The organism is Paenibacillus apiarius (assembly GCF_017052585.1).
In the GTDB taxonomy this organism is placed as follows: domain Bacteria; phylum Bacillota; class Bacilli; order Paenibacillales; family Paenibacillaceae; genus Paenibacillus_B; species Paenibacillus_B apiarius.
On the sequence record NZ_JAFFHZ010000001.1, the window covers coordinates 1,995,353 to 2,017,297 of the forward strand.

A 21,945-nucleotide genomic window follows, 5' to 3' on the forward strand; every position below is an offset into this window, starting at 1 on the left:
AAAGACATATACCGGATCTGGTGCACAAGGTTTAAAAAAAGTAATATAGTCATGCATACAAAAAAACGGCAGATCCACATGAAATTAGATCTCCCGTTTCCTTCAATTTTCTTTCGCTGCCTCTGCCCTCATACGTCTACTGGTTCTTTAGCGCCGACTCCGGAAGCAACTGCTCCAACCGGACCGATTCAGCATCAATGGGATCCGATGCCACCTACTGCTCGGTTGCCTCAGCATATCAGGAACAACTTCTCCTACAGCTCAACATAACTTTGCAATGAGTTACCAGTACTCGTTGAACTCGCTGACACATTCTATTTTTTTCTTTTTTGAACAATGTTAAATATTACTGCAACAGTGTTAATAACAATTAGTATAATAAGCAAATTATTTGTGGTGCTTAGATTTTGACTTAAATTACTGAGCTCTGCTCGCACCTCGAATAAAGCATTGCTGGTTCCCTTGGCTACGTCTCCGATACTAGAACTTATGTCATTGAAAAACTGATGAAGTTCAGAAAAATCATTCTTTTCCATAATTCACCTCCAAAATGATAAGTTTTTATTGACTCTCCGCGCATCCATAGATTAACATATAATTGTAAAATAATGAATATGAGGGAGGTATTTTCTTTTGAGAAAAAAATTTGCACCCTTTTTGGCACTGTTTCTATGTATTGCTTTTATTGTTTCTTCTGTAGCATCTGCACAAGAAGGATTAGATCGATCGGTACAAAAAGTTAGGTTGAAAATGATGTATGTACAAGTTCCGAACTACGATAATGTAAAAATTGTAAGGAGCGAAACTACAAACACTGCAGAAGTTAAATTGTTCGACAAAACTACTGGCGACTTGTTACATAAATACGTAGAAACAGTTGAAAAGGACACTTCCTCAACCTTTGCTGCAAAAAGTGGAGATTTTTACATTGTAACCGTTCATGAAGAACAAACGGATGGGCCAGCTGTAACTAGATTAGAAGTGAAAATGAATGTTTATAGTTCAGGTTCATTCCGACAAATTAATAGCATAGAAAGTAAGAAAATGTTCCCTGTCAGTTCAGGATATTTCACTGTAGAAGACAGAGACGTAGTTGCTATCTCAGCTACTGGATCTTTCCCTACTACAGAAATTAGAGCCAATGGAACTGGAGTAGTGACCCACAAAAGCACAAAAACTGAAAGTGGAGAATTAGCTTTTACTGCAGGCTATTTAGCAATTTGGGGTTTTAATATTTCATACACCAACTCTGATCAAAAAGATTTCTACGCCAGAAAACACATAAGTATGTCACTAAACTATAATTTGTATCCAAACTGAATAATCGAGTAGGAGGAGGCTAGCCTCCCGACCTCTCACAGAATACGTGTAACGGTAGACGGTTTCAAAAGTTTCACAAAGTTCCAGATTATCAGCCCTCTTGCTTAGCAATAAGCCAAGAGGGCGTTTTTTATGTTTCGAGCTATTTCCCAAGCCGCACAACGGGAGAAAACCATTACGCAGGAATAGTAACACGATAAGGATTTTGCCGCCCATCCCGATCTCAACTTTCCCTGCTCGATGAGATCCGCTGCTAACACCTCCACCACTCTCTTGTCCAACTTCTGGTGTTAAGAAAAAAGTCTTCGAGTGAAAAGAAAGTATTAAACTGACTTATTTGGACGTGCCTCTCTTAGCTATTCCTTGATCGTACAGGGACTGCGGTGCCATGCGTGGGGCTACGGATGTTTTGAAGAGCTCGGAGTTAAAGATAAGGAATTATAAGAGATTTGGACCAGCCATGAAATCCAACCACCCACTAATCCCCAATCGTTCCAAAACCACTAACAGGCGAAGCTAGAGAATGGCACTAGGCTCCATTGGGCTTTTTGCTCCACAATAGTGGGTATCTGATAATGTAACCAGTAAATAACTTCAGTTTAGAGCTTAACAAACGATTCTATATTGGATATGTGGATCATTTTGTAAATTGTTAGGATAGAAAGAAAAAGGACTATTTGGCAGCCCTTTCTCTAGAGGAGAGCAAGTCAGTGGTCCACACGACTGTTAAAGTTGAATGCGCTTATATTGACATCGCGGAAAAGTTCATAATTCGGCGTAAGAAAGAGCAGCAGGGTAAACTTGGCATTTAAACAGTGACATTACAGCTATAGGAGAGGATTGTTCGCGATTCCATTATCTGCTACGCTCGTAGGGAATCGTAGCTGTGCATCAAAGGAGGAAAATCATGAAGTTATCCATAGGTGGATTTTCGTTCAACAACATGCGCTTGGAAGGGAAAATGGATATTTTCTCTTATATAGACACGGTGCATGCACGTTACCAGCTTCACGCCATTGATTTCTGGAACGCCTTCTTCGCTGATATCTCGCGTCCGCTTTGGAGAGTTGCTGATGACGACCTGCTGCGGCGCATCCGCGACGCTTTGAAGGAACGAGAAATGACGCTGGTGAACATTGCTGTAGATAGCGCGCATCTATGGGACCCCGATCCGGAAGTGCGGGAAGCGCTCCATCAAAATGCGCTCTCCTACCTGCGTGCCGCAGAAATACTGGAAGCGAAATCGGTGCGCTTGGATGCCGTGCTGCATGGTGACGGTCAGCTAAGTGACGAAGCTTTGGCGTACATCGCCGCGCGTTACCGTGAATATGCCGACCGGGCGGCCGACGGCGGTTACTGGGTCGGTCCCGAAAATCACACCGGCCTCGCCCTGCAACCGGCCTCGCTCGTTCGCATCTCCGAAGCGGTCGATCACCCGCATTACGGCATTCTGCTCCATCTTGGCCGCTGGCAGACGAGAGGCGTGTCATTCGGTCACCGCAAACCGTCAGCGGAAGATGCCGCACAGCTGGCGATGGAAGCAGATCGTCAAGTCAGCCGCTGGGTTCGCCACACGCACGTCGATAACCGCTTAATTGAAGCGGAGAACGCAGTGGAGCGTATATCCAGCTTGCTCCAAGCCGGATACGATGGATATTGGGCCATTGAGCACAATGCGGACAATGATCCGTTGAGCGCAGTTGGCGGCGCATTGAACAAACTTCGTCATCATGTGGCGGCTGCATGCCAGAACGAGAACAACTCAGAGCATACTTCAGACTGAATATGATTATAAGGAAGAGATAGGATAGCAGGAGGAATATAAATGGAACAAAGACGTATTGCCCTCATTGGCGTTGGTCAGATTGGCAAGCACCATGCAAGCGAGTACGCGCACGTCGGAGGTGTCGACATTGTCGCGGTGTGCGATGTGAATGAAGGAGAAGCAGCGCGCGTCGCCGAGCAATACAAAGTGCCCCATGTATATACCGACTTCCGCAAGCTTCTGCAACGAGATGACATCGAGGCTGTCGAAGTCTGCCTGCACAACAACTTCCATGCTCCGGTTACGATTGCCGCATTGGAAGCAGGGAAGCACGTCTACTGCGAGAAGCCGATTGCCGGATCCTATCGTGACGGCGCAGCGATGGCGGCAGCAGCCCGCGCAACCGGCCGCATGCTGCATATCCAATTAGGCACGCTCTATTCCAAAGAGACGAAAGCAGCTAAAGCATTAATCGACGCCGGGAAGCTCGGCAAGCTGTATCACGCCCGATCTACAGGCTTCCGCCGCCGCGGCCGCCCATTCGTCGACGGGTACGGATCGAAGGCCTTCACGCAGAAAGCGACCGCATCGGGCGGAGCCCTGTATGATATGGGCGTATATCATATTTCCCAGCTGTTGTACCTGCTTGGGCTGCCGAAGGTAACACGTATCAGCGGCCAGACGTATCAAGAAATGGAAATGCTCCCGGACCGCCGCGAGCAGAGCCAATTCGACGTAGAGGAGCTTGGTCTTGGCTTCGTCAAATTCGAAGGCGGCCTGACACTCGATATCGTCGAAGCATGGGCGATATACCTCAGCAGCTTCGAGGGCAGCAGCATCGTCGGATCCGAAGGCGGTATCCGCATGCCGTACCGCACGAGCCAAGGGGCTCATTCGTTCTCCTACCACAGCACAGTAGCCGATTTGGACTTGAATGCGACGATCGATCTCGACGCGATGGACAGCCGCCGGCACCTGATCAATCCGCATGAATGGGCATACGATTCTTCGCAGGGCCACTGGGTGGCTGCGCTGAACGGATTGGTTCCGCTTCTGCCCACTGCGGAATTGGCGTTGGATACAATGCTTATCAGCGAAGGCATTTATATGTCGAGCACGCTTGGCCGCGAGGTGACAGCCGAGGAAATTGCGGAATCCTCCGTATCCACGGCCTTTGAACTATCTTCCCTTTAGCGGTTCAAAATGGAAGCAGCTACCTCGGATAAGCGGCTTGAAGGTAACGGTTGAGCATAAGCGGTCGCCTAGAGCGTCTGATATGTTGTATGATGGAGGCAGCATACAGGCTTCCGTTCCGTCTCACCCCCGCACGGAGACCTAACATCTTAGATAGGAGTGATGCTTATATGTCCACATCCGAATCGATCATACCGTCCGCCCGATCCGCTGCACAAGCCGTTCAAGCCGAACTGACGCGCGGAAGCGCGCCCGGCAAGCTAAGCCTGCGCTTATCAGACGGCAGACCCGATGCCGAGTATGAAGTGTACAGCAGCCCTTCACCCGACTGGAACCGGGAGCAAGCCTCCTTCATCACCAGTACCATCGGCACCGAGGGGAACGCTCTGGAGATCGACGATCCTACGCCTGGACGACGTTGCTACATTCATGTGATGCAAAGCGGATACTCGGTGCTGACCGTGGGGGAACGCGTGCTGCCGCTTGCAGGGGGTTCCAACTTTCGCGATCTGGGAGGCTATGTCGCCAGCGACGGACGAAGGGTGCGCTGGGGCCGGCTGTTCCGGTCCGCAGAGCTGTCTGAATTGACAGCAGACGATGTGTCCTATCTTGATTCACTTCATCTGCGCGCGTTGTGCGACTTCCGCGACAGCGACGAAACAGCTTCCATGCCTTCTCCGCCTCTGCAGATTGTGAACAGCAATCACATTCCGCTCATGCAAGCGGCAGGGTCAACCGCCATTCGCCAGACACGGGATATCTTCCGGCAACCGTCCGCCTTTAATGCGAGCGAGCCAGGGCAATTGCTCGTCGACTTGAATCGTTCGCTCGTTCATTCAACAGCCGGTATCCGCAGCGTGTTCGAGCTTCTGCTTCGGGAGGACGGTGCGCCGCTTCTCTTCCACTGCACAGCCGGCAAAGACCGCACCGGGCTTATGGCGGCGCTTATTCTCATTGCGATTGGCGTGCCGAAGGAGACGGTCATGCACGATTATATGCTGACGAATACGTACCTGAATGTCTTTAACTTGCGCCTGAAGACGGAAGCTAAGATGGCCGACAGTCTCGGGCTGATGAACCCCGACGTGCTGCAAGCGGTCATGGAAGCTCGGCCTGAGTATTTGACCGCCGCCTTCAAGGAAATGGAACAAGCATATGGCGGCGTCCATTCATACTTGGAGGATGCGCTCGGTCTAACCGAAACAGATATAGAGGAGCTCAAGCGGAAGCTTCTGGAGCAACTATAACGCAGTCTGTCACAGCGAAAGATAGAAGAAAACCGGGCCCTAGCAAGAGCCCGGTCTACTGTATACACAATATGGAAGTTCGGTTGCTATCCTAATGTGACGACTTCATGCTGCGAAGCCAAATCGACAAACGCGCCCATGCTCGATATTTCGCCTGCCGCCAGCTCATCTGCGATGCCATAATGATCGACACATGTCTTGCAAGCGAGCACCGGCACTCCCGTTCGGGCCAACTCGGCCAACTGCAGCGATGCCAGCGAACGGGACGTAAGAGCCAGCACTCCGCGGTTCATGCAAAAAATGGCCGCCGGCTTCTCTTCCCGTTGCTTCAGCAGCGTTAAAAAAGTTTCCAGAATGGTCGCGCCGAGACCGTTCTCCTGCGCCCCAATCGAATCCGATGTCAGTAAAATGACTTTCCCTTTCATGCTTCTTGACCTCCCAGCCTGTGCGGCAATCTCTGCCGATCTCTCGTGCAGCCCTGCTCATTCCGGTCTATTCGTGCGTCAAGATACGGCGCAATTACTTCTTCGGCAGCTCAAAGGAGCTCTTTAACGAAACAATTAAGTTAAACACGATGTGATCGTCGCTCGAATCCTTCGGATCGACATTGAAATACCCATGACGGAAAAATTGGAACTTGTCTTGTCCCTTTACTTCCTTCATGTTCGGCTCCACGAAGCCGTGTTCCTTCACGAGCGAATTCGCATTGATGCGGTCCAAGAACGACGACGATTCATCTTCATCGTTCTCTTCATCCAGGATAAGCGGCTCATACAGGCGGAATTCGGCCGGCACTGCGTGCGAGGCTTCCACCCAGTGAATCGTCCCCTTCACTTTACGTCCGGTAAAGCCGCTGCCGCTCTTCGTTTCCGGGTCATATGTGCAGTGAATTTCAACCACGTTGCCGTTCTCGTCTTTCACGAAGTCATGGCATTTAATGAAATAAGCGTGCTTCAAACGGACTTCATTGCCAGGGAACAAGCGGAAATACTTGTTCGGCGGATTCTCCATGAAGTCATCCTGCTCGATGTAGATTTCGCGCGAGAACGGAATTTGGCGTACGCCCATCTCCAAATTCTCCGGATTGATTTCCGCATCCAGCCATTCCACTTGGCCTTCCGGATAATTCGTAATCACGACCTTAAGCGGCTTCAGAATGCCCATCGTCCGCGGGGCCTTCAGCTTCAAGTCTTCGCGCAGGAAATGGTCCAAATATTTGGAATCGATAACGCCGCTGCCCTTCGTTACGCCGATCTCCCGGCAGAACGTGCGAATGGACTCCGGAGTATATCCTCTGCGGCGAAGCCCGGAAATGGTCGGCATGCGCGGATCGTCCCAGCCGTCAACCGTCCCTTCATCAACGAGCAGCTTCAGCTTGCGCTTGCTCATCACCGTATTCGTCAAATTGAGGCGCGCGAACTCATATTGGTGCGGCGTCGAATCCATCTCGCACTGTTCGATGACCCAATCGTAGAGCGGACGCTGGTCTTCGAATTCCAACGTGCAGATCGAATGTGTAACGCCTTCAATCGCATCCTCAATCGGGTGTGCGAATGCATACATCGGATAGATGCACCATTTGTCGCCCGTATTATGATGCGTCGCATGAGCGATGCGATAAATGACCGGATCGCGCAAATTGATATTTGGCGAGTTCATGTCGATTTTGGCGCGGAGCACCTTTTCTCCGTTCTGGAATTCGCCGCCCCGCATACGTTCGAACAAATCCAGATTCTCCTCCACCCCCCGGTCACGATACGGGCTGTTCTGGCCCGGCTCCGTCAGCGTTCCCCGCATCTGGCGGATCTCGTCCGGGCTCAAATCATCGACATACGCTTTGCCCTTCTCAATAAGCAGTATCGCACGCTTATACATTTCCTCGAAATAATCCGACGCGAAATAAAGTCCGTCCCATTCAAAGCCGAGCCATTGCACGTCCTCTTTAATCGATTCGACATATTCCGTATCTTCCTTCAACGGATTCGTATCATCAAAACGCAAATGAACGCGACCTTTGAATTCGCGTGCCAGCTCGAAGTTCAAGCAGATCGACTTCGCGTGTCCGATATGCAGATAACCGTTCGGTTCCGGGGGAAATCGGGTCACGATGCTGTCCACGCGGCCTTCCTTCAAGTCATCTACAATGATGTTACGAATAAAGTTGGATGTGTTATTTGGATTCTCCACCAATATCAACCTTTCTGTGCCCTTTAACGCTTTGCTTATTAATATACCCGTATCGTTACGGGAGTTCAACTCCGATCACCTCGTCCGAATGACCTCTTGGGGTGCCTCGTGATTAAAAGTGAACTTTTCTCTTATAGTGCGTGTTCATAAAATCACTTTTCAGCACCGAGAAGGTTGCAAGAACTCGAAGGAGGAGGAGCGCAGTGTAGGCCGGGACTACATGAGCACCGGACTTCGAGAGCGAATGCAAGATTCGATGTCGAATGGCCTCTTGGGATGCTTCGTGATCAAAAGTGAACTTTTTGCACAACCTCTTATACGAGCAAATTAAACAGTGTCATATCTTTGTTCAATTCAATAAACTGAATGCCCTTCTTGCGGAGTCGTTCGACAAGCGGCTCGTAATCTTCCGGATGCTTCAGCTCGATTCCTACCAGCGCAGATCCATTGTCCATATTGTGCTTCTTGTTATATTCGAAGCGCGTAATATCGTCGTTCGGCCCGAGCACATCCTCCAAGAATTCGCGCAGGGCGCCTGCCCGCTGCGGGAAATTAACCGTAAAATAATGCTTCAAGCCTTCATAGATGAGCGAACGATCTTTGATTTCCTGCATCCGATCGATGTCATTGTTGCCGCCGCTAACGACACAGACGACATTTTTGCCGCGGATTTGGTCGCGGTACAAATCGAGCGCCGCTATCGCCAGCGAGCCGGCCGGCTCAACGACAATCGCATTTTCGTTATACAATTCGAGAATCGTCGTACAAGCCTTCCCTTCCGGGACGCGAATCACATCGTCCAGCACCTGCGAGCAAATTTCGTAGGGAAGCTGGCCAACCCGCTTCACAGCCGCGCCGTCAACGAATTTATCTATCGTCTCCAGCGTCAGCACTTCCTTATGTGCCAGCGCAGCCGTCATGGAGGCTGCCCCTTCCGGCTCCACGCCGACGATACGGGTCGACGGACTGACGGTCTTGATGTATGTTCCGACACCGGCTGCCAGACCGCCCCCGCCAATGGTCACGAACACGTAATCGGCCGGCACATCCAGCGACTCCATAATTTCCATGCCTACGGTGCCGTTTCCGCCCACGATAAATGGATCGTCGAACGGATGGATGAACGTCATGTCGTTCTCCTTGCAAATGTTCATCGCCGCATCATACGCATCATCATACGTATCGCCCGTAAGCACCACATTGACATGAGAGCCTCCGAAGCGCTTCACCTGCGTCACCTTCTGGCTCGGCGTCGTGCTCGGCATGACGATCGTGCCTTGAATCTTCAACGCCTGGCAAGAATAAGCCACTCCTTGCGCATGGTTGCCGGCGCTGGCGCAGACGATGCCCCGCTCAAGCTCTTCCGCGGATAAGTGGCGGATCATGTTGTAAGCCCCGCGAATTTTGAAGGATCGCACAATTTGCAAATCCTCCCGCTTCAAATATACGTTGCAGCCGTATTTGGCCGATAATATCGGGTCTCGTTGCAGCGGGGTCCGCACAATCACTTCCTTCAGCACGTGGTGTGCGCGGACAATATGCTCCATCGTAACGGCTGGAGCCGTGTGTGTCGTCTCCATATCGGTTTCCTCGCTTTCGGTGTAGGTCCTGCGTGTCTGGTCTTATATTTTGCTTATAAAAATAAAAAAACTCGCCCCTAATAAGGGACGAGATCTTCTTCTCGTGGTACCACCCTTGTTCCGCAGAAACAAGAGCTGCATGAATAAGGTTACTTCTCTCAGACGCCTCTTCTCTTCTGCTCAAGGAGCAAAAGACAGTTCGAAAGCAAAGCACCTTACTGCATACTACACTTATGTCCTGCGGCACTTGGCCGCGAATGAACCGCGCATCCGGTAACGGCGGATATACCGTCCACACTTACTATCTGCGAAGCCGCATGTTCCGGCAGAGTTCGGCATAGAATCTCGGAGAGGATGTTGCGCTGTGCCAGACATCGACTCGCACCGGCCGTCGACTCTCTTCAGACTGCATCACAACGAACTTGTTCTCGTCATCGATGTTGGTCCAACCTTCCAACTTATTTCTCTTATTATGAACAAGCGGCGTGCCCAAGTCAATGGGCCGCCGCAGTTCTTCACAAAACTCACAAGCTGATGGCACTATTTCGATTACGATTCCGTACCGGTAGCCTCAGCCTGCGGCATAGGCATCGCTTGCTTCCGCATCCGCAGAATCGGCGCCAGCACCACAATGCCAATCAAGAACAAGACCGTCGCGGCTTCGTACATGAACACAATCGAGGTCATTCCTTTAATCCAGCCAGACAAGGACATCGTAATGACCATCGCCCCCATGAACATCGGGCTCAAGATGCCATTGACGCGGCCGATAAACGCACCTTCGGTATTTTGCAAAATCATCGTATTGATTCCGATCTGGATCGAAGGCAGCACGAGTCCGCTGATGAATTGCGCAGTTAGCGTTAACCACAAATCCGTAGACAAGCCGGCCAGCAGCATGCCGCCGCTGCTGGTAAACATGCCGATCGCAAGCATATGCTGCGGCAACAGCTTCTTCGACAGCCCCATCGCAAGCGCCCCGCCGATCAGCATTGCAATCCCATTCGTCATCAACAGGTAGCTCAAATATTCTTTCGGCAGTCCAAGCCGCTCCGTAACGAGGAACGCTCCCATCGGCTGAATGAGGCCAAGCGCCAAGCCGGCAAAGGCAAAGCTGGCGCCAAGCGGCTTCAACAGGCTGCTGCGCATCACATAGCGGAAGCCTTCCGCCAGTTCCTGCCACACATTGGACTTCGCCTGCTTCTCTGTATCCTCCGCATGATCGGATGGCAGGAACAGAAGCGCAAGCGCGGACATGATGAACGCAATGCCCGTCACGATAAGCGAGACGGTTATGCCATATTTTTGAAAAATAGCCGTTCCGATAGCCGGACCGAGTATCATAAATAACGCAACCATCGTTTGAAAGATGGACATTCCCGCCTGCAGCATCTCACTTGGCACGTGCTGCTTGAACAGCTTCATAGAGGAAGGCTGCGAGAACTGGGATAAAATTGCGGAAATAAACGTCGTGAAAAAGACCGCCTGCCATGAGCCGGACAAAATGGTCAGCATGACGGCAAACACAGACATGGCGCTTAAGAAGTCGCACCATATCATCGTGCGTTTCGGACGCCAGCGATCGGCGAATGTTCCGCCGATAAACGAGAAAACAAAGATGGGAGCGAATTCCGCGACGGACACCATCGATACGGCGAACGCATCTCCATTCGTCATTTCCATTACAAAAAGCAGGACTGCAAAGTTCCTCACCCATATGCCAACCTGCATGAACAGACCGGCCAACATAATTGCTTGCACAAAGCGGTTGCGGAACAAGCTGAAAGCTGATTTGCTGTTCCCGGATTGGGCGGTAGTCATGGTGCATCTCTCCCCGTCAAATCATAGATTGTCGTTCTGTTCTCTCTTTTTGTTGCAGAACCCATTTAGTTTAATAGAATTGATTAAGTTGCGCAATCGTTTTTAGGACGTATTTTTTTCCTAGCCAATCCGTGGTTTATCCTGGGGTTGACTCTCGCCTCAGCCATGTCTGAATCACGTCTGCATGAAGCTTGAGCGGCAGCTTCTTCTCTCCCGGGAGCCAGAGCTTCGACTGCTCGGTCACGCTCATTGAGTATAAGTTTATTGGAAAAGATATTCGTATACATCCGCTCGAAGAGGGAGTTCTATCTCCTGTTGCAGAATGGATTGCGATCGGGTCACAAGACGGAAATCGAATAGGACTTCAGGAGGAGAGTTGAACAATTAAGAAAATTTATTGAAATAACAGGAAATTATTATACATTGCTATGGTAAAGTGTTAATGTTTTAATTAATTATCATAGCAACGTGAGGGTGACTATTAATGAATGCGGTCTTGTTATCATTGGTCGTATTATTCGGATTAAGTTTGTTGCGGGTGAACGTCATCTTCTCCCTGCTAACGGCCGCAGTCGTCGGCGGGTTGACCGGCGGACTCGGCATGACCCACATGGTGGAGGTATTCACCGAGGGCTTGAAGGATAACGCGAGCATCGCTTTGAGCTACGCACTGCTGGGCGCATTTGCCGCAGGTCTGACCGAGACCGGACTGCCGGAGCGGCTAGTGAAGCGGGCCGTTAGACTCGTGAAGGGCAAGCAACCGGGAGATGCTCCGCGGGCAGCGGCTCGTTATGGCGTGGTAGTCGCGATTGCCTTCATCGCCTGTTTATCGCAAAATGCAATCCCGGTGCACATCGCCTTCATTCCGGTGCTTATCCCGCCGCTATTGGCGCTCTTTAACTCGCTTCAGCTTGATCGGCGCGCAGTGGCGTGCGCATTAACCTTCGGCCTTATTACGCCGTACATGTTCCTGCCGGTCGGATTCGGCGCCATCTTCCACGAGACCGTGGTGAGCAATATGACGATGAATGGCCTTGCCGTTAATGCGTCCATGCTGCCGAAGGCGATGATGATTCCGGCTATAGGAATGGTTGCCGGCCTCTTGACGGCGATTGCTCTCTCCTATCGCAAGCCACGGTCTTATAACGCCGGCACGGAAGCTGCTGCCGAGGCCGGCAAGGAGGAGTCGGTGGCTTCCGGGAGCGGTGCCGGAGGCACCTGGGCCGGGCTTGGGGCCGTGGTAGCCATGCTTGCCGTACAGCTGAGCACTGGATCGATGATATACGGTGCCGCGGCGGGACTTGCCGTGCTCCTCATCACGCGCGTCATCGCATGGAGCCGGGCTGACCGCGTGCTAACCGACGGCATGCGCTCGATGGCTTATATCGGATTCGTCATGATGTCGGCCTCCGGCTTGGGTGCGGTGCTGCGCGAAACCGGGCATATCGAATCGCTCGTGCAAGCGGCTGTCCATGCGGTAGGCGACAACCGGGCTCTGGCAGCCATTCTGATGCTGGCCATCGGCCTGCTCGTAACGCTCGGCATCGGTTCGTCGTTCTCGACGATACCGCTCATCGCCACCGTCTTCGTGCCGCTCTGCATGGAGCTGGGCTTCAGTCCGCTGGCGGCCGTATCGCTTATCGGCACGGCCGCGGCGCTCGGCGACGCCGGTTCCCCCGCCTCGGACAGCACGCTCGGACCGACGGCCGGGTTGAATGCCGACGGACGGCACGATCACATTTGGGACACTTGTGTGCCGACATTCCTCCATTACAACGTGCCGCTCCTGCTGTTCGGCTTCATCGCCGCCATGGTGCTCTAACAGACTGCCCAATTGTTCAACTAGTGAGCTTTTTGAACGCGTGTTATACCACAAAAATACGAGGGCCTGATATAAGTCTAGTCAGAAAAGGGGCGATCCGCCGGATCGCCCCTTTCACTTGCCTCTGTTATAAGTCGTTCCGGCCTACACGCCATAACAGCACCGCGCATTATTCCGCAGCAGCACCGCCGCTTCACCGATGTCCATTGCGTGAATTCGCGCCCACGCTCCGGCAACTGCATGGACCATAGTAGGTACCGTCACCTGCCCCGCCCATGAGCCTTCAAAAGGCCATGGCCCATCCGTCTCAGTCATGACTTGCTCTACCGGATAGCGGCGGGCCAGTGTCTGTATTTCCTCTTCATATGCGATGTCCGGCGTGAACGAAATAAAATACCCGTTGCGCGCCATATGCTCCACTGTACGCGCATCTCCCTTGAACCAATGGAAATGCGCCTTCTTCACGCTAAAGCGCTCCAGCAAGTCGATGACGAGCGGAGCATCGTCGTACACGGCATGCAGCACAATCGGCTTATCCCATGCCGCCGCCCGCTTCACCATAGGCTCAAGCAGCTCCAAATACGGCTGCCGCTCGAAAGGACGCCCCTGCTCCAATGCCTCTTGGCGCATATAGTACGGCAGCCCGACCTCGCCAACCGCGATCATCGCCTCCGCATGCGCATCCATCCAAGCGAGCAAGCTGGCCAGCCCGGCTTCGGACGGCAGCGTCTGCTCGGGGTGAAAACCATATGCTGGCAGCACCCTTCCCGGGTAGCGCTCCGCCCACGTCTTCGTGCGGCGGCCTGATTCCAGCCCCATCGATACCGCCACGACATACTCCAGCTCGGGGCTCTCCAGCGATTGCTCAAGAGCCGCCGTCTGACCGGGCTCATATAAATCAAGATGGATATGCGTATCCACCACATACACAGGCTGATCAAGCCCTCCAGGGTGATTTGAATGATTAGGTTGCATGCCCTGCACCGTCATCCCCCTCTCCTCCGATCCTTTTACGCTTCGCCATATTTAAGCGCGTCATCGGCACCGCTGCCATTGTCAGGCTTATCGTTCTTCCCTTGGCCCCGCTCCACCATCCGGGCATTTCCCATCAGCGCGATGCAGATAAGCGCCAAGGCAACCGGCACGAGGGCCCACATAAAGGTGCCGCCGATGGAATCGGCAAGCGCGCCAGACATCCCCTTCAGCACTTCAGGCGGCAGATTCTGACTCTGACCCGCATTAAGCAGCTGTTCCGGCTTAATGTCGGCAGCTGCGCCGCCCTCAGGGAACATTTCTTGCATGCGGCTTGCAAAAATGCTCGATTGCACTGAGCCGAACACGGTAATCCCGATCGTCATCCCGAGCGAACGGGAGAAGGAGGCCGTCGAATTGGCCGCTCCGCGCTGATGATATTCCATGCCATGCATCGACGACATGCTGATCAAAGAGAAGGAGAACCCTACGCCAAGACCGGTCAACACCATGTATAGCGTAATTAACGCCCGCGGCGTATCTGCCGACAGCGTGCTTAACAATACGATACCTGCGGTAAAGAAGACGCCGGATATAATCATCAACTTACGATAACTTGTTCTGGCTGCCAGAATTCCGCCAATCGAACTCGTAATGACAGATCCGATCATCATCGGTGTCAGGACAAGACCGCTATTCGAAGCTGCCCCGCCATATACACCTTGAACGAACAACGGAATATAGACGGTGGCGAGAACGAACGTGACTCCATAGAAAAAGCCTACGCCCTGGCTGGCTGCGAACAGACGGCGTTTGAAGAGCGAGAATGAAATGATCGGCTCCTTCACACGCTGTTCAATGAGAAGGAATGCAATCAGGAAGACCGCAAACGTGGCAAATAACCCAACAATGAGCGGCGAGCTCCATTCAAATTTTTTCCCGCCAAGCTCCAGCGCGAACATAAAGCTGACTACGGCGACGACAAGCGTAACCGCACCGCCCCAGTCTATCCGCTGCTTCGTTGTCTTCGCTGTTTCTTTGTAGAACTGCAAAATAAACCATAATGACAGAACGCCGAGCGGCAGGTTGATGTAGAACACCCACTCCCAGCCGATATACTCGGTAATATAAGCGCCCAGCAGCGGCCCGGCTACGCTGGATATACCGAATACCGCACCGAACAATCCGGTCATTTTGCCCCGTTTCTCCACCGGGAACACATCATAAATAATCGTGAACGCAATCGGCATCAAAGCGCCCCCGCCAATTCCCTGAACGGCGCGGTACACGCTCAGCATGACAATGCTGTCCGCGGTTCCGCACAATGCGCTTCCAATCAAGAAGACGAGCAGTCCAAAAATATAGAACCGTTTGCGTCCGTACATGTCCGACAGCTTGCCGAATATCGGCATGCCTGCCATGGTCGCTACCATGTATGCGGAGGTAACCCAGACGTACTGCTCATATCCGCCCATCTGCCCGACTATGGTCGGCATCGCAGTCGCAACGATGGTATTATCCATTGCCGACATCAGAATACCCAACAGCAGTCCGGCCACAACATAGCGTAAATTGCTGTCCTTTGCTATCATTTTGTTTCCTCCCAAATCGAAACGGCCTTGCCGTCCCCTCGTAATGGACGAAACCGTTTCTGCGCGACGAATAAGTCAAGTATGTAGGTAATGAGCCCATCTTTCCCATTCATTCAGTCTGCGGTTTCACCTGTTCCGTCAACATTCGTTTTTAACAGAATCCCATTATAAACGTAACAGCTAACATTTTCCACTCAAATATGAACGGCGGGTCAGCCGCTTTTTCCCTTTCTGCTGCCCTTGCGCATATGTTTCATGTGCAAAGCTTTCTCAATGCAATTATGCCTGCAGAGGGGCGGTCATCGTTACGTCCCCTTGTAGAAACTAGCTTACCATAACATTACTCTTGGCGAACGAACCTATGCGGCTCATTTTTTCAGCAGATCGGGCAGCACATGCACCAACTGCAATTGTACATTTGCTTGATCCCCGTTACTCGCTATACGCGAGGCTGGACTGCAAAAGTGCACTTGATTTTCATATAATATCATAAATAATGGTAATTTTTGCGTTTTTAACTGTACTTTTGCATTTTAGAGGGCGAAAAGGTTCTATTTCCCTCAGTTCTAACTGCATCTTTGCAGTTAGCCCGCTGCAGGCCGGTAGGTGAACAGGCGTTTTGGGCGCTAAGCGCAATTGGCAGGCTGCACGGGCGTTTGGGCGTTTGGACGCTGAATATAGGCCGGCGAAGAAGCATATGCTGCTCAGGTCGGCTTGGCAGAAGTAATCATGTTCCAAGTGCCTCTTTTTGAACATGTACTAAACCTAAAAAGGGCTGTTCTCATATGGAGAACAGCCCCTCGCGTATTATTCGCCAACTGGCTTCTGAACACTATGCAGCAGTTCTGATAGCTCCTGCTTTAAACGGATGAACTTCGCTTCCGAAGCCAGCGACCCGGCACGCGGCCGCGCGAACGGCACTCGCACCTTCTGCAGCACCCGCGCCGGACGATTCGACAGCACGTATATTGAATCGGATAAGAGCAGCGCCTCCTCAATGCTGTGCGTAATGAACAGCACGGAGCGGCGGTGGCGCTCCCACAGCTCGATGAGCCAGCGCTGCATGTCGCTCCGCGTCAGCGCGTCCAGCGCGCTGAACGGCTCATCGAGCAGCATGAGCTCATGCGGGCTCATCATGGCGCGCAGAAAAGCGACGCGCTGCTGCATGCCCCCCGACAGCTCATGCGGGTAGGCCCGTTCATAGCCGGACAGGCCGACGTTCGCGAGCCACCGCCGCGCCTCAGCGCGCGCCTCGTTCTTGGGGGTCCCGGCTATTTCCTGGGCGAGGATGACATTGTCCTCCACCGTACGCCAAGGGAACAGCGCTGGCTGCTGCGGCATATAGCTGACGTGCCCCGTCTGTCCGACGACATCTTGGCCGTTCACCCGAATCGTCCCTGCCGCTGGACGGAGCAAGCCTCCAATCAGGTGGAACAAGGTGCTCTTGCCAGATCCGGAGGGGCCGATAATGGAGACGAACTCGCCTTGCTCCACCGTCAGCGACACGTTGTCCAATACGTGGAGCTTGCCCGTGCTCCCGGCGAAGGACATGCTGGCGTCCTTCAACTCAAGCGCGTGAGAGCGTCCTCCCGCTCGCGCGGATTGCGCATCCCATGCTTCCGCAACCATCGTAATTCCGTTCATGGGCTTCTCCTTTCATCACTCTTTGTCATCGCGCCGCCAGTGAATCAACATCCGCTCCAATGCGCGTACGGCTCCGAACATCGCCAAGCTCAACAGGACGACGACTGCAATCGCGACAAACATCCGATCGGTGCGGAACGCTGCCTTCTGCAGCACCATATAATAGCCGATTCCTTTGTCCGTCCCGAGCCATTCGGATATAATGGCGCTCATGACGCTGTACGTCGCTGCAATCTTCAGACCGGAGAACAGGGACGGCAGCGCATGCGGCAGCTCTAGCTTCCAAAACAGCTGAGCTCGTGTTGCCCCGGCCATGCGCATATAATTGAGCATCGTGCGGTCGGTCTGCGCCAGACCGTCTAGCGCCGCCACGCATACCGGGAAGAAGCAGACGAGCGTGATGACGACAATCTTCGGCATCATGCCGAAGCCGAACCAAATCATGAGCAGCGGCAGCAGCGCGATGGTCGGAATGTTCTGGCTGACGATGACAAGCGGATAAATGGCGTCCTTAAGCCAAGGGATCGGATGAAGCAAAAATGCGAGCAACAGACCCACGGCAGCTCCCACGCCGAACCCTATGATGGTCAGCTGCAGCGTTGCGAGCGTATGCGCAAGCAACGCGCTCCCGTTATCAGCTGCTTCCTTCATGATATCGAGCGGGCTCGGCAGCATCCATTTTTCCACGCCTGACACCATGACCCCGATTTGCCATAATAAGATAAACAGCAGGAACGCCGCTATGGGCGGTCCTGCTTTTGCGAGGCGGCGTCGGCTCATGACCGGTATTTCACCGTCAATTCATCCATTGTAATGCCAGAAGGCATATACAAGATTTTGACTTGGGAAATGACGTTTGAGCTGCCCAATTCAATCATCGCTTCGTTCATCCGTTCAATAACCTGCATCAATTCACTCAGTTCGCCTTCCATTGTCGTCTCCAGCGGTCCTACCTGATACTTCACACCCGAGGCCTGAATGACCTCGATTGCACGGTCCACGTACGGAATTACATTTTCCCCGTTCTTCGTCTTCGGAATAATTTGAATGCTCACTAAGCTGTTTGCCATTCGTGTTTCCTCCTTAGTCAATCCCCCGTCCTGCCAGTACACTCATCGTTTCCAACCAGCGTTATGCCGAAGGAAGGAAATCATTCGTGTATGCCTTATCGACATCAATCGCTTTTTCCATCAGCTTGTGGTCGAGCAGCCAGTTCATATAGTTGTCCCACACTTCCCGCTTCTGCTCGCCCCAACGTGCCGCATCATCCTGATATTTGGAGCTAAGCCATTTCTGGCTTGCCACAACCAAGTCTTTATCCAAATCCGGAACGGCCTTCAGCAAAAGATTGGCCGCATCTTCCGGCTTGTCGATGGCATATTTATAGCCTTTGGAGGTAGCGCGCATAAATGCTTTAATAAGTTCGGGATCCTCCTGAATCAGCTTCTCATTCGTGGCAATGACCGGTGTATAGTAATCCAATTTATCCGAATATTGATTAACATACATCATATCGATCGGTTCGTTGCGCAGCTCGGCTTCAATGCCCGTCCACGCGTAGAAAATCCATGCGAAGTCAATATCCTTTTTCACGGCCGTGAAGAAATCAGCCGAACCCATATTGACGTTCTTGACTTTGTCATAGTCTGCGCCTTCCTTCTCCATTAAAGAACGGATCACCATCTCTTCCACCGGAGAGCCCCAGCCCCCATAGGTTTTGCCTTCAAAGTCTTTCGGTGTCTTCATGTTTTTGTCCTTCGGCGCTGCAAAGCCTGACGTATTGTGTTGAATGATCGCTGCAATGGACACAATCGGCACGTTCTGTACGCGCGCGAGTGTAATGCCCTCTTGAATGCTGATGCCGAATTGCGCTTCGCCGGAAGCGATCATCGCATCTGCTCCGCCAGTGCCAGGCTGGATGATCTCCACATTCAAGCCCTCTTCCTCATAGAAGCCCTGCTCCTTCGCTACATAGAGGCCAGTATGATTCGTATTCGGCGTCCATTCCAGCACCACTTTGACGTCCTTCTTCTCCTGCGGCTGCTTCGTGCCTTCGCTTTGCGCAGCCCCGTCGTGAGACGCTGCTTCTTGCCCTCCGCATGCAGCCAGCACCACAGTCATGATCATGACAAGTGCGAGCAGCCATCCGCGTGCCATCCGTGTTCTTTGCATCGTCAATCCCCCGCTCCTCTATTCATTCGCAACGATATATCCGTTACGGGCATTTCAACGGCGCTGCCGACAACCCATGCATGCTATGAAAAATAAAAAAGCGCCCCTCATCGGGACGCTGTTCTGCCACTATGTGCGTACATGCGAAAATGCATGATGCGATGACCGTCATCTTCTCCTTCTCTCAAGTCGATGCTTGCCTGCTCAGCCGCTGCGAATGTTCTTCGGAAGCCGCTTGGCGTTCCAAAAAAGCGCAGCAAGTCACCGGACAATCTGACATGCATGAAACCCGATATTAGAGACGCGGTTCAACGTCTTTCCTACGCTGGCATTACCCAGATCAGGTGTAAGGGTCGGTATCTTATACGGGATACAATCTCAGCCGGCCATATTCCAGCACCCCTAGCGTGCGTATATAGTTGTCGAAGTTTGCCGTTTCATTCGTAATTATAGTCCCCGGTCACCGGAAAGTCCAGTATTTTGGACCCGGATGAATTCCTTCGTCTACATTGTTTCTACACATTTTTTATGTACATTAATTCACAAGGAGGGATGAACAATGAAAAAGAGTGTCATCGCCATTACCGTGCTGGCCGCAGTCCTCGTCATGGGTACGGCTGCTTATGCCGCTGTGGATGATACCGGATTCCGGCAAATGCTCCCGTGGATGAAGCAAATGCATCCATCGATGAATGACAACGAGCTGGAAGAAATGTATAACAACTGCCACGGCCGAAACGTTGAACAGACGCGTGGCATGATGGGAAGCGATACTCCGGCCGAATGGAGATAAAAGCATCTCCAGTTGTCTTACAAAGAGAAGCCTAACGTCGCATAGAGTTGGGCTTCTCAATATTTCCGCATACGAAATAAGCCCCTCCTTCAGATGGCGGGGACATCATGAGGGGGTATTAGACACTTTGCTTCATTCTCCCCTTCCATCAGAAAGCGGGCACAACAGCGGGATCTTCACTTTGACCGATTCTCCTCATCCTTCAGATGGTGGATACACTATGAGGGGGGATTTGACATTTTGCTTCATTCTCCCCGTCCATCAGGAGGCGATATGCCAAAGACCATTTCTGGCATACTGCCACTAGAATCGAACTCTTCATGGCATGGTGTCTATACGGCACCGCATGCCCCCTACCCTCGACATTCTCCCTCCTGACTATGTGGGAGAAGGGGGCCATTGCATGTGGTGTTTACAAGGGGAAAAAGGCTTCCATTCTGAATGAAGGGTAGAGCAAGCTTCGAAGCCTCCCCTCTATGCCATTGTCTAATAGGCCAATGTCTACTGCTGACCCGCTCACCCATCATCCCTCAGCCGTAAGATCTGCATACCAGCGCTTCACATCCGCCGTCAGTCGTTCCACCAGATCTGGATAATCCTTGGCCAGGTTAACACGCTCTCCCGGATCGTAAGATAGATTGGACAGATGGACTTCATCTGGCTGCCCCTTGTAGAAATCAAGCATGCCGCTCAGCACGAGCTTCCAACTGCCTTCGCGTACGGCAAGCTGCTTGCCATATTCCCAATACAGCCGCTCGTGCGGGGAAGCCCCGGATTGTGTCAGCATCGGCTTCAGACTGCGTCCGGCAAATGTATCCGCCGCATACGGCACGTCCGCCCAATCCAGCACCGTCGGCACCATGTCAGCCATCATGACCGGCTCATCGTTCACGCCGCCGCACATTCTGTCCCTAAGCGCGTCCGGCACGTACAGAATGGCCGGCTCGCGAATGCCGCCGTCGAACAGGCTCGCCTTATGCCCGCGGAAGATACCGGCGCTGCCGCCATAATACTCGTCCTCGCGTCCGTCCAACCAGTTGCGCGCTTCCGAGGACGGCCCGTTATCGCTCGAAAAGAAGAGGAGCGTGTTATCATACAGCCCCGCGCGCTTCAAGGCTGCCACTATTTCCCCGACTCCGTCATCGACCGCCGAGATCATCGCCGCCATCACTTGGCGATCCCACGGCAAATGCGCGAAGCGGTCCATATATTTCTGCGGAGCATGCATCGGATAATGCGGCGCATTGTATGCAACATAGAGGAAGAACGGCTTCTCTTCCCCCCCTGCCGCGTGAATGAATTCAACAGACTTCCCGGTAATGACTTCCGTCAAGTAAGCGCCGTTGTTCCATACCTCGCGTTCGTTGTCCCACAGGTCATGCGTCGGATTCACTTCCGGCGATCCATGATAAAAGATGTGGGAATAGTAATCCACGCAGCCGCTCAGAAATCCGTAGTAATCGTCAAAGCCGCGATCGTTCGGGCGCGCGCCTTCGCCCGCGCCAAGATGCCATTTCCCGTAGATGGCCGTCCGGTAACCATGCGGCTGCAGCAGCTCTGAAATCATCGGCACATCGCGGTGCACGCCGGCAGTATCCCGCTTGCCGCCCACGATATGGCCAATCCCCGCCCGGCGGGGGTACTGTCCGGTAAGCAGCGAAGCGCGGGACGGGGAGCAGACCGGAGAATTGGAATACCACTGCGTAAAGCGGACCCCCTTCTCCGCCAAATCGTCCAAATGCGGCGTTCGCACAGCGTCTGATCCGTAGCATCCCAAATCGCCATATCCCAAATCATCGCAATAAATAAAGATTACATTCAGCTTTCTTTCCATTG

General features: G+C 52.6%; 18 protein-coding genes, 1 riboswitch and 1 other annotated feature. Of the genes, 6 read left to right on the forward strand and 12 right to left on the reverse strand.

The window, feature by feature from the left end; translation table 11 throughout:
- Positions 1–314 precede the first annotated feature (314 nt).
- A complete protein-coding gene (locus JSQ80_RS09145) occupies positions 315–536 on the reverse strand; it encodes a hypothetical protein (RefSeq protein ID WP_206095080.1) in 222 nt (73 codons plus the stop codon).
- A 97-nt stretch (positions 537–633) separates the two neighbouring features.
- Between JSQ80_RS09145 and JSQ80_RS09150 the strand changes: the two genes are divergently transcribed.
- From JSQ80_RS09150 to JSQ80_RS09165, 4 genes are all read left to right on the forward strand, one after another.
- Complete coding sequence (locus tag JSQ80_RS09150) at positions 634–1,320, forward strand: hypothetical protein (RefSeq protein ID WP_206095081.1); 687 nt, start codon at positions 634–636, stop codon at positions 1,318–1,320.
- Between the two features lie 907 nt (positions 1,321–2,227).
- On the forward strand, positions 2,228–3,103 hold the full coding sequence (locus JSQ80_RS09155; protein WP_206095082.1) for a sugar phosphate isomerase/epimerase family protein: 876 nt from the start codon (positions 2,228–2,230) through the stop codon (positions 3,101–3,103).
- Between the two features lie 42 nt (positions 3,104–3,145).
- Positions 3,146–4,279 (forward strand): Gfo/Idh/MocA family protein, encoded by a 1,134-nt coding sequence (locus JSQ80_RS09160; protein ID WP_206095083.1) that lies wholly within the window; start codon positions 3,146–3,148, stop codon positions 4,277–4,279.
- 170 nt (positions 4,280–4,449) lie between these two features.
- Entirely contained in the window at positions 4,450–5,526 is a 1,077-nt protein-coding gene (locus tag JSQ80_RS09165; protein WP_206095084.1) for a tyrosine-protein phosphatase, read from the forward strand.
- Positions 5,527–5,612: 86 nt separating this feature from the next.
- Here JSQ80_RS09165 and JSQ80_RS09170 read toward each other — a convergent pair whose 3' ends face one another.
- The 4 genes from JSQ80_RS09170 to JSQ80_RS09185 all read right to left on the reverse strand — a co-directional run bounded on the left by JSQ80_RS09170 (position 5,613) and on the right by JSQ80_RS09185 (position 11,114).
- Positions 5,613–5,951 carry a DsrE family protein gene (locus tag JSQ80_RS09170; RefSeq protein WP_206095085.1) on the reverse strand — a complete coding sequence of 113 codons (339 nt, stop codon included), beginning with the start codon at positions 5,949–5,951 and terminating at the stop codon, positions 5,613–5,615.
- A 94-nt stretch (positions 5,952–6,045) separates the two neighbouring features.
- Positions 6,046–7,713, reverse strand: a complete 1,668-nt coding sequence (locus JSQ80_RS09175) for a glutamine--tRNA ligase/YqeY domain fusion protein (RefSeq protein ID WP_206097528.1) — start codon at positions 7,711–7,713, stop codon at positions 6,046–6,048.
- A gap of 314 nt (positions 7,714–8,027) precedes the next feature.
- On the reverse strand, positions 8,028–9,293 hold the full coding sequence (ilvA, locus tag JSQ80_RS09180) for a threonine ammonia-lyase IlvA (protein ID WP_206095086.1): 1,266 nt from the start codon (positions 9,291–9,293) through the stop codon (positions 8,028–8,030).
- An 80-nt stretch (positions 9,294–9,373) separates the two neighbouring features.
- Positions 9,374–9,737: a binding site (T-box leader), on the reverse strand.
- Between the two features lie 105 nt (positions 9,738–9,842).
- On the reverse strand, positions 9,843–11,114 hold the full coding sequence (locus tag JSQ80_RS09185; protein ID WP_206095087.1) for an MFS transporter: 1,272 nt from the start codon (positions 11,112–11,114) through the stop codon (positions 9,843–9,845).
- Between the two features lie 484 nt (positions 11,115–11,598).
- On the opposite strand from JSQ80_RS09185, the gene JSQ80_RS09190 reads away from it, so the two are divergent.
- Positions 11,599–12,936 (forward strand): Na+/H+ antiporter family protein, encoded by a 1,338-nt coding sequence (locus tag JSQ80_RS09190; protein ID WP_206095088.1) that lies wholly within the window; start codon positions 11,599–11,601, stop codon positions 12,934–12,936.
- Between the two features lie 144 nt (positions 12,937–13,080).
- On the opposite strand, the gene JSQ80_RS09195 is transcribed toward JSQ80_RS09190, so the two are convergent.
- The 6 genes from JSQ80_RS09195 to JSQ80_RS09220 all read right to left on the reverse strand — a co-directional run bounded on the left by JSQ80_RS09195 (position 13,081) and on the right by JSQ80_RS09220 (position 19,316).
- Positions 13,081–13,926: a TatD family hydrolase gene (locus JSQ80_RS09195; RefSeq protein WP_206095089.1), complete on the reverse strand. Its 846-nt coding sequence runs from the start codon at positions 13,924–13,926 to the stop codon at positions 13,081–13,083.
- Positions 13,927–13,946: 20 nt separating this feature from the next.
- The gene (locus JSQ80_RS09200; protein WP_206095090.1) at positions 13,947–15,500 is read right to left on the reverse strand and encodes an MDR family MFS transporter; all 1,554 of its coding nucleotides are present in this window, start codon (positions 15,498–15,500) and stop codon (positions 13,947–13,949) included.
- Between the two features lie 807 nt (positions 15,501–16,307).
- On the reverse strand, positions 16,308–17,129 hold the full coding sequence (locus tag JSQ80_RS09205; protein ID WP_418888897.1) for an ABC transporter ATP-binding protein: 822 nt from the start codon (positions 17,127–17,129) through the stop codon (positions 16,308–16,310).
- 30 nt (positions 17,130–17,159) lie between these two features.
- A complete protein-coding gene (locus JSQ80_RS09210) occupies positions 17,160–17,924 on the reverse strand; it encodes an ABC transporter permease (RefSeq protein WP_206095092.1) in 765 nt (254 codons plus the stop codon).
- Positions 17,921–18,214: a thiamine-binding protein gene (locus JSQ80_RS09215; protein ID WP_087433885.1), complete on the reverse strand. Its 294-nt coding sequence runs from the start codon at positions 18,212–18,214 to the stop codon at positions 17,921–17,923. The genes JSQ80_RS09210 and JSQ80_RS09215 overlap by 4 nt, the downstream gene beginning before the upstream one ends.
- Before the next feature lie 61 nt (positions 18,215–18,275).
- On the reverse strand, positions 18,276–19,316 hold the full coding sequence (locus JSQ80_RS09220; RefSeq protein ID WP_206095093.1) for an ABC transporter substrate-binding protein: 1,041 nt from the start codon (positions 19,314–19,316) through the stop codon (positions 18,276–18,278).
- A gap of 299 nt (positions 19,317–19,615) precedes the next feature.
- A riboswitch (TPP riboswitch) is annotated at positions 19,616–19,730 on the reverse strand.
- Positions 19,731–19,875: 145 nt separating this feature from the next.
- On the opposite strand from JSQ80_RS09220, the gene JSQ80_RS09225 reads away from it, so the two are divergent.
- Positions 19,876–20,109 (forward strand): hypothetical protein, encoded by a 234-nt coding sequence (locus tag JSQ80_RS09225; protein WP_206095094.1) that lies wholly within the window; start codon positions 19,876–19,878, stop codon positions 20,107–20,109.
- Positions 20,110–20,632: 523 nt separating this feature from the next.
- Here the strand turns inward: JSQ80_RS09225 and JSQ80_RS09230 are convergent.
- Entirely contained in the window at positions 20,633–21,943 is a 1,311-nt protein-coding gene (locus JSQ80_RS09230) for a sulfatase family protein (RefSeq protein ID WP_206095095.1), read from the reverse strand.
- Between the last annotated feature and the right edge of the window lie 2 nt (positions 21,944–21,945).

What these genes read in the sequence shown, in the direction of transcription:
- JSQ80_RS09195 (WP_206095089.1), bottom strand. Translation starts at nt 13,926, where the DNA reads ATGACGGTGCAGGGCATGCAACCTAATCATTCAAATCACCCTGGAGGG.
- JSQ80_RS09165 (WP_206095084.1), top strand. Translation starts at nt 4,450, where the DNA reads ATGTCCACATCCGAATCGATCATACCGTCCGCCCGATCCGCTGCACAA.
- JSQ80_RS09145 (WP_206095080.1), bottom strand. Translation starts at nt 536, where the DNA reads ATGGAAAAGAATGATTTTTCTGAACTTCATCAGTTTTTCAATGACATA.
- ilvA (WP_206095086.1), bottom strand. Translation starts at nt 9,293, where the DNA reads ATGGAGACGACACACACGGCTCCAGCCGTTACGATGGAGCATATTGTC.
- JSQ80_RS09185 (WP_206095087.1), bottom strand. Translation starts at nt 11,114, where the DNA reads ATGACTACCGCCCAATCCGGGAACAGCAAATCAGCTTTCAGCTTGTTC.
- JSQ80_RS09155 (WP_206095082.1), top strand. Translation starts at nt 2,228, where the DNA reads ATGAAGTTATCCATAGGTGGATTTTCGTTCAACAACATGCGCTTGGAA.
- JSQ80_RS09210 (WP_206095092.1), bottom strand. Translation starts at nt 17,924, where the DNA reads ATGAGCCGACGCCGCCTCGCAAAAGCAGGACCGCCCATAGCGGCGTTC.
- JSQ80_RS09220 (WP_206095093.1), bottom strand. Translation starts at nt 19,316, where the DNA reads ATGCAAAGAACACGGATGGCACGCGGATGGCTGCTCGCACTTGTCATG.
- JSQ80_RS09160 (WP_206095083.1), top strand. Translation starts at nt 3,146, where the DNA reads ATGGAACAAAGACGTATTGCCCTCATTGGCGTTGGTCAGATTGGCAAG.
- JSQ80_RS09215 (WP_087433885.1), bottom strand. Translation starts at nt 18,214, where the DNA reads ATGGCAAACAGCTTAGTGAGCATTCAAATTATTCCGAAGACGAAGAAC.
- JSQ80_RS09170 (WP_206095085.1), bottom strand. Translation starts at nt 5,951, where the DNA reads ATGAAAGGGAAAGTCATTTTACTGACATCGGATTCGATTGGGGCGCAG.
- JSQ80_RS09225 (WP_206095094.1), top strand. Translation starts at nt 19,876, where the DNA reads ATGAAAAAGAGTGTCATCGCCATTACCGTGCTGGCCGCAGTCCTCGTC.
- JSQ80_RS09205 (WP_418888897.1), bottom strand. Translation starts at nt 17,129, where the DNA reads ATGGTTGCGGAAGCATGGGATGCGCAATCCGCGCGAGCGGGAGGACGC.
- JSQ80_RS09230 (WP_206095095.1), bottom strand. Translation starts at nt 21,943, where the DNA reads ATGGAAAGAAAGCTGAATGTAATCTTTATTTATTGCGATGATTTGGGA.
- JSQ80_RS09190 (WP_206095088.1), top strand. Translation starts at nt 11,599, where the DNA reads ATGAATGCGGTCTTGTTATCATTGGTCGTATTATTCGGATTAAGTTTG.
- JSQ80_RS09200 (WP_206095090.1), bottom strand. Translation starts at nt 15,500, where the DNA reads ATGATAGCAAAGGACAGCAATTTACGCTATGTTGTGGCCGGACTGCTG.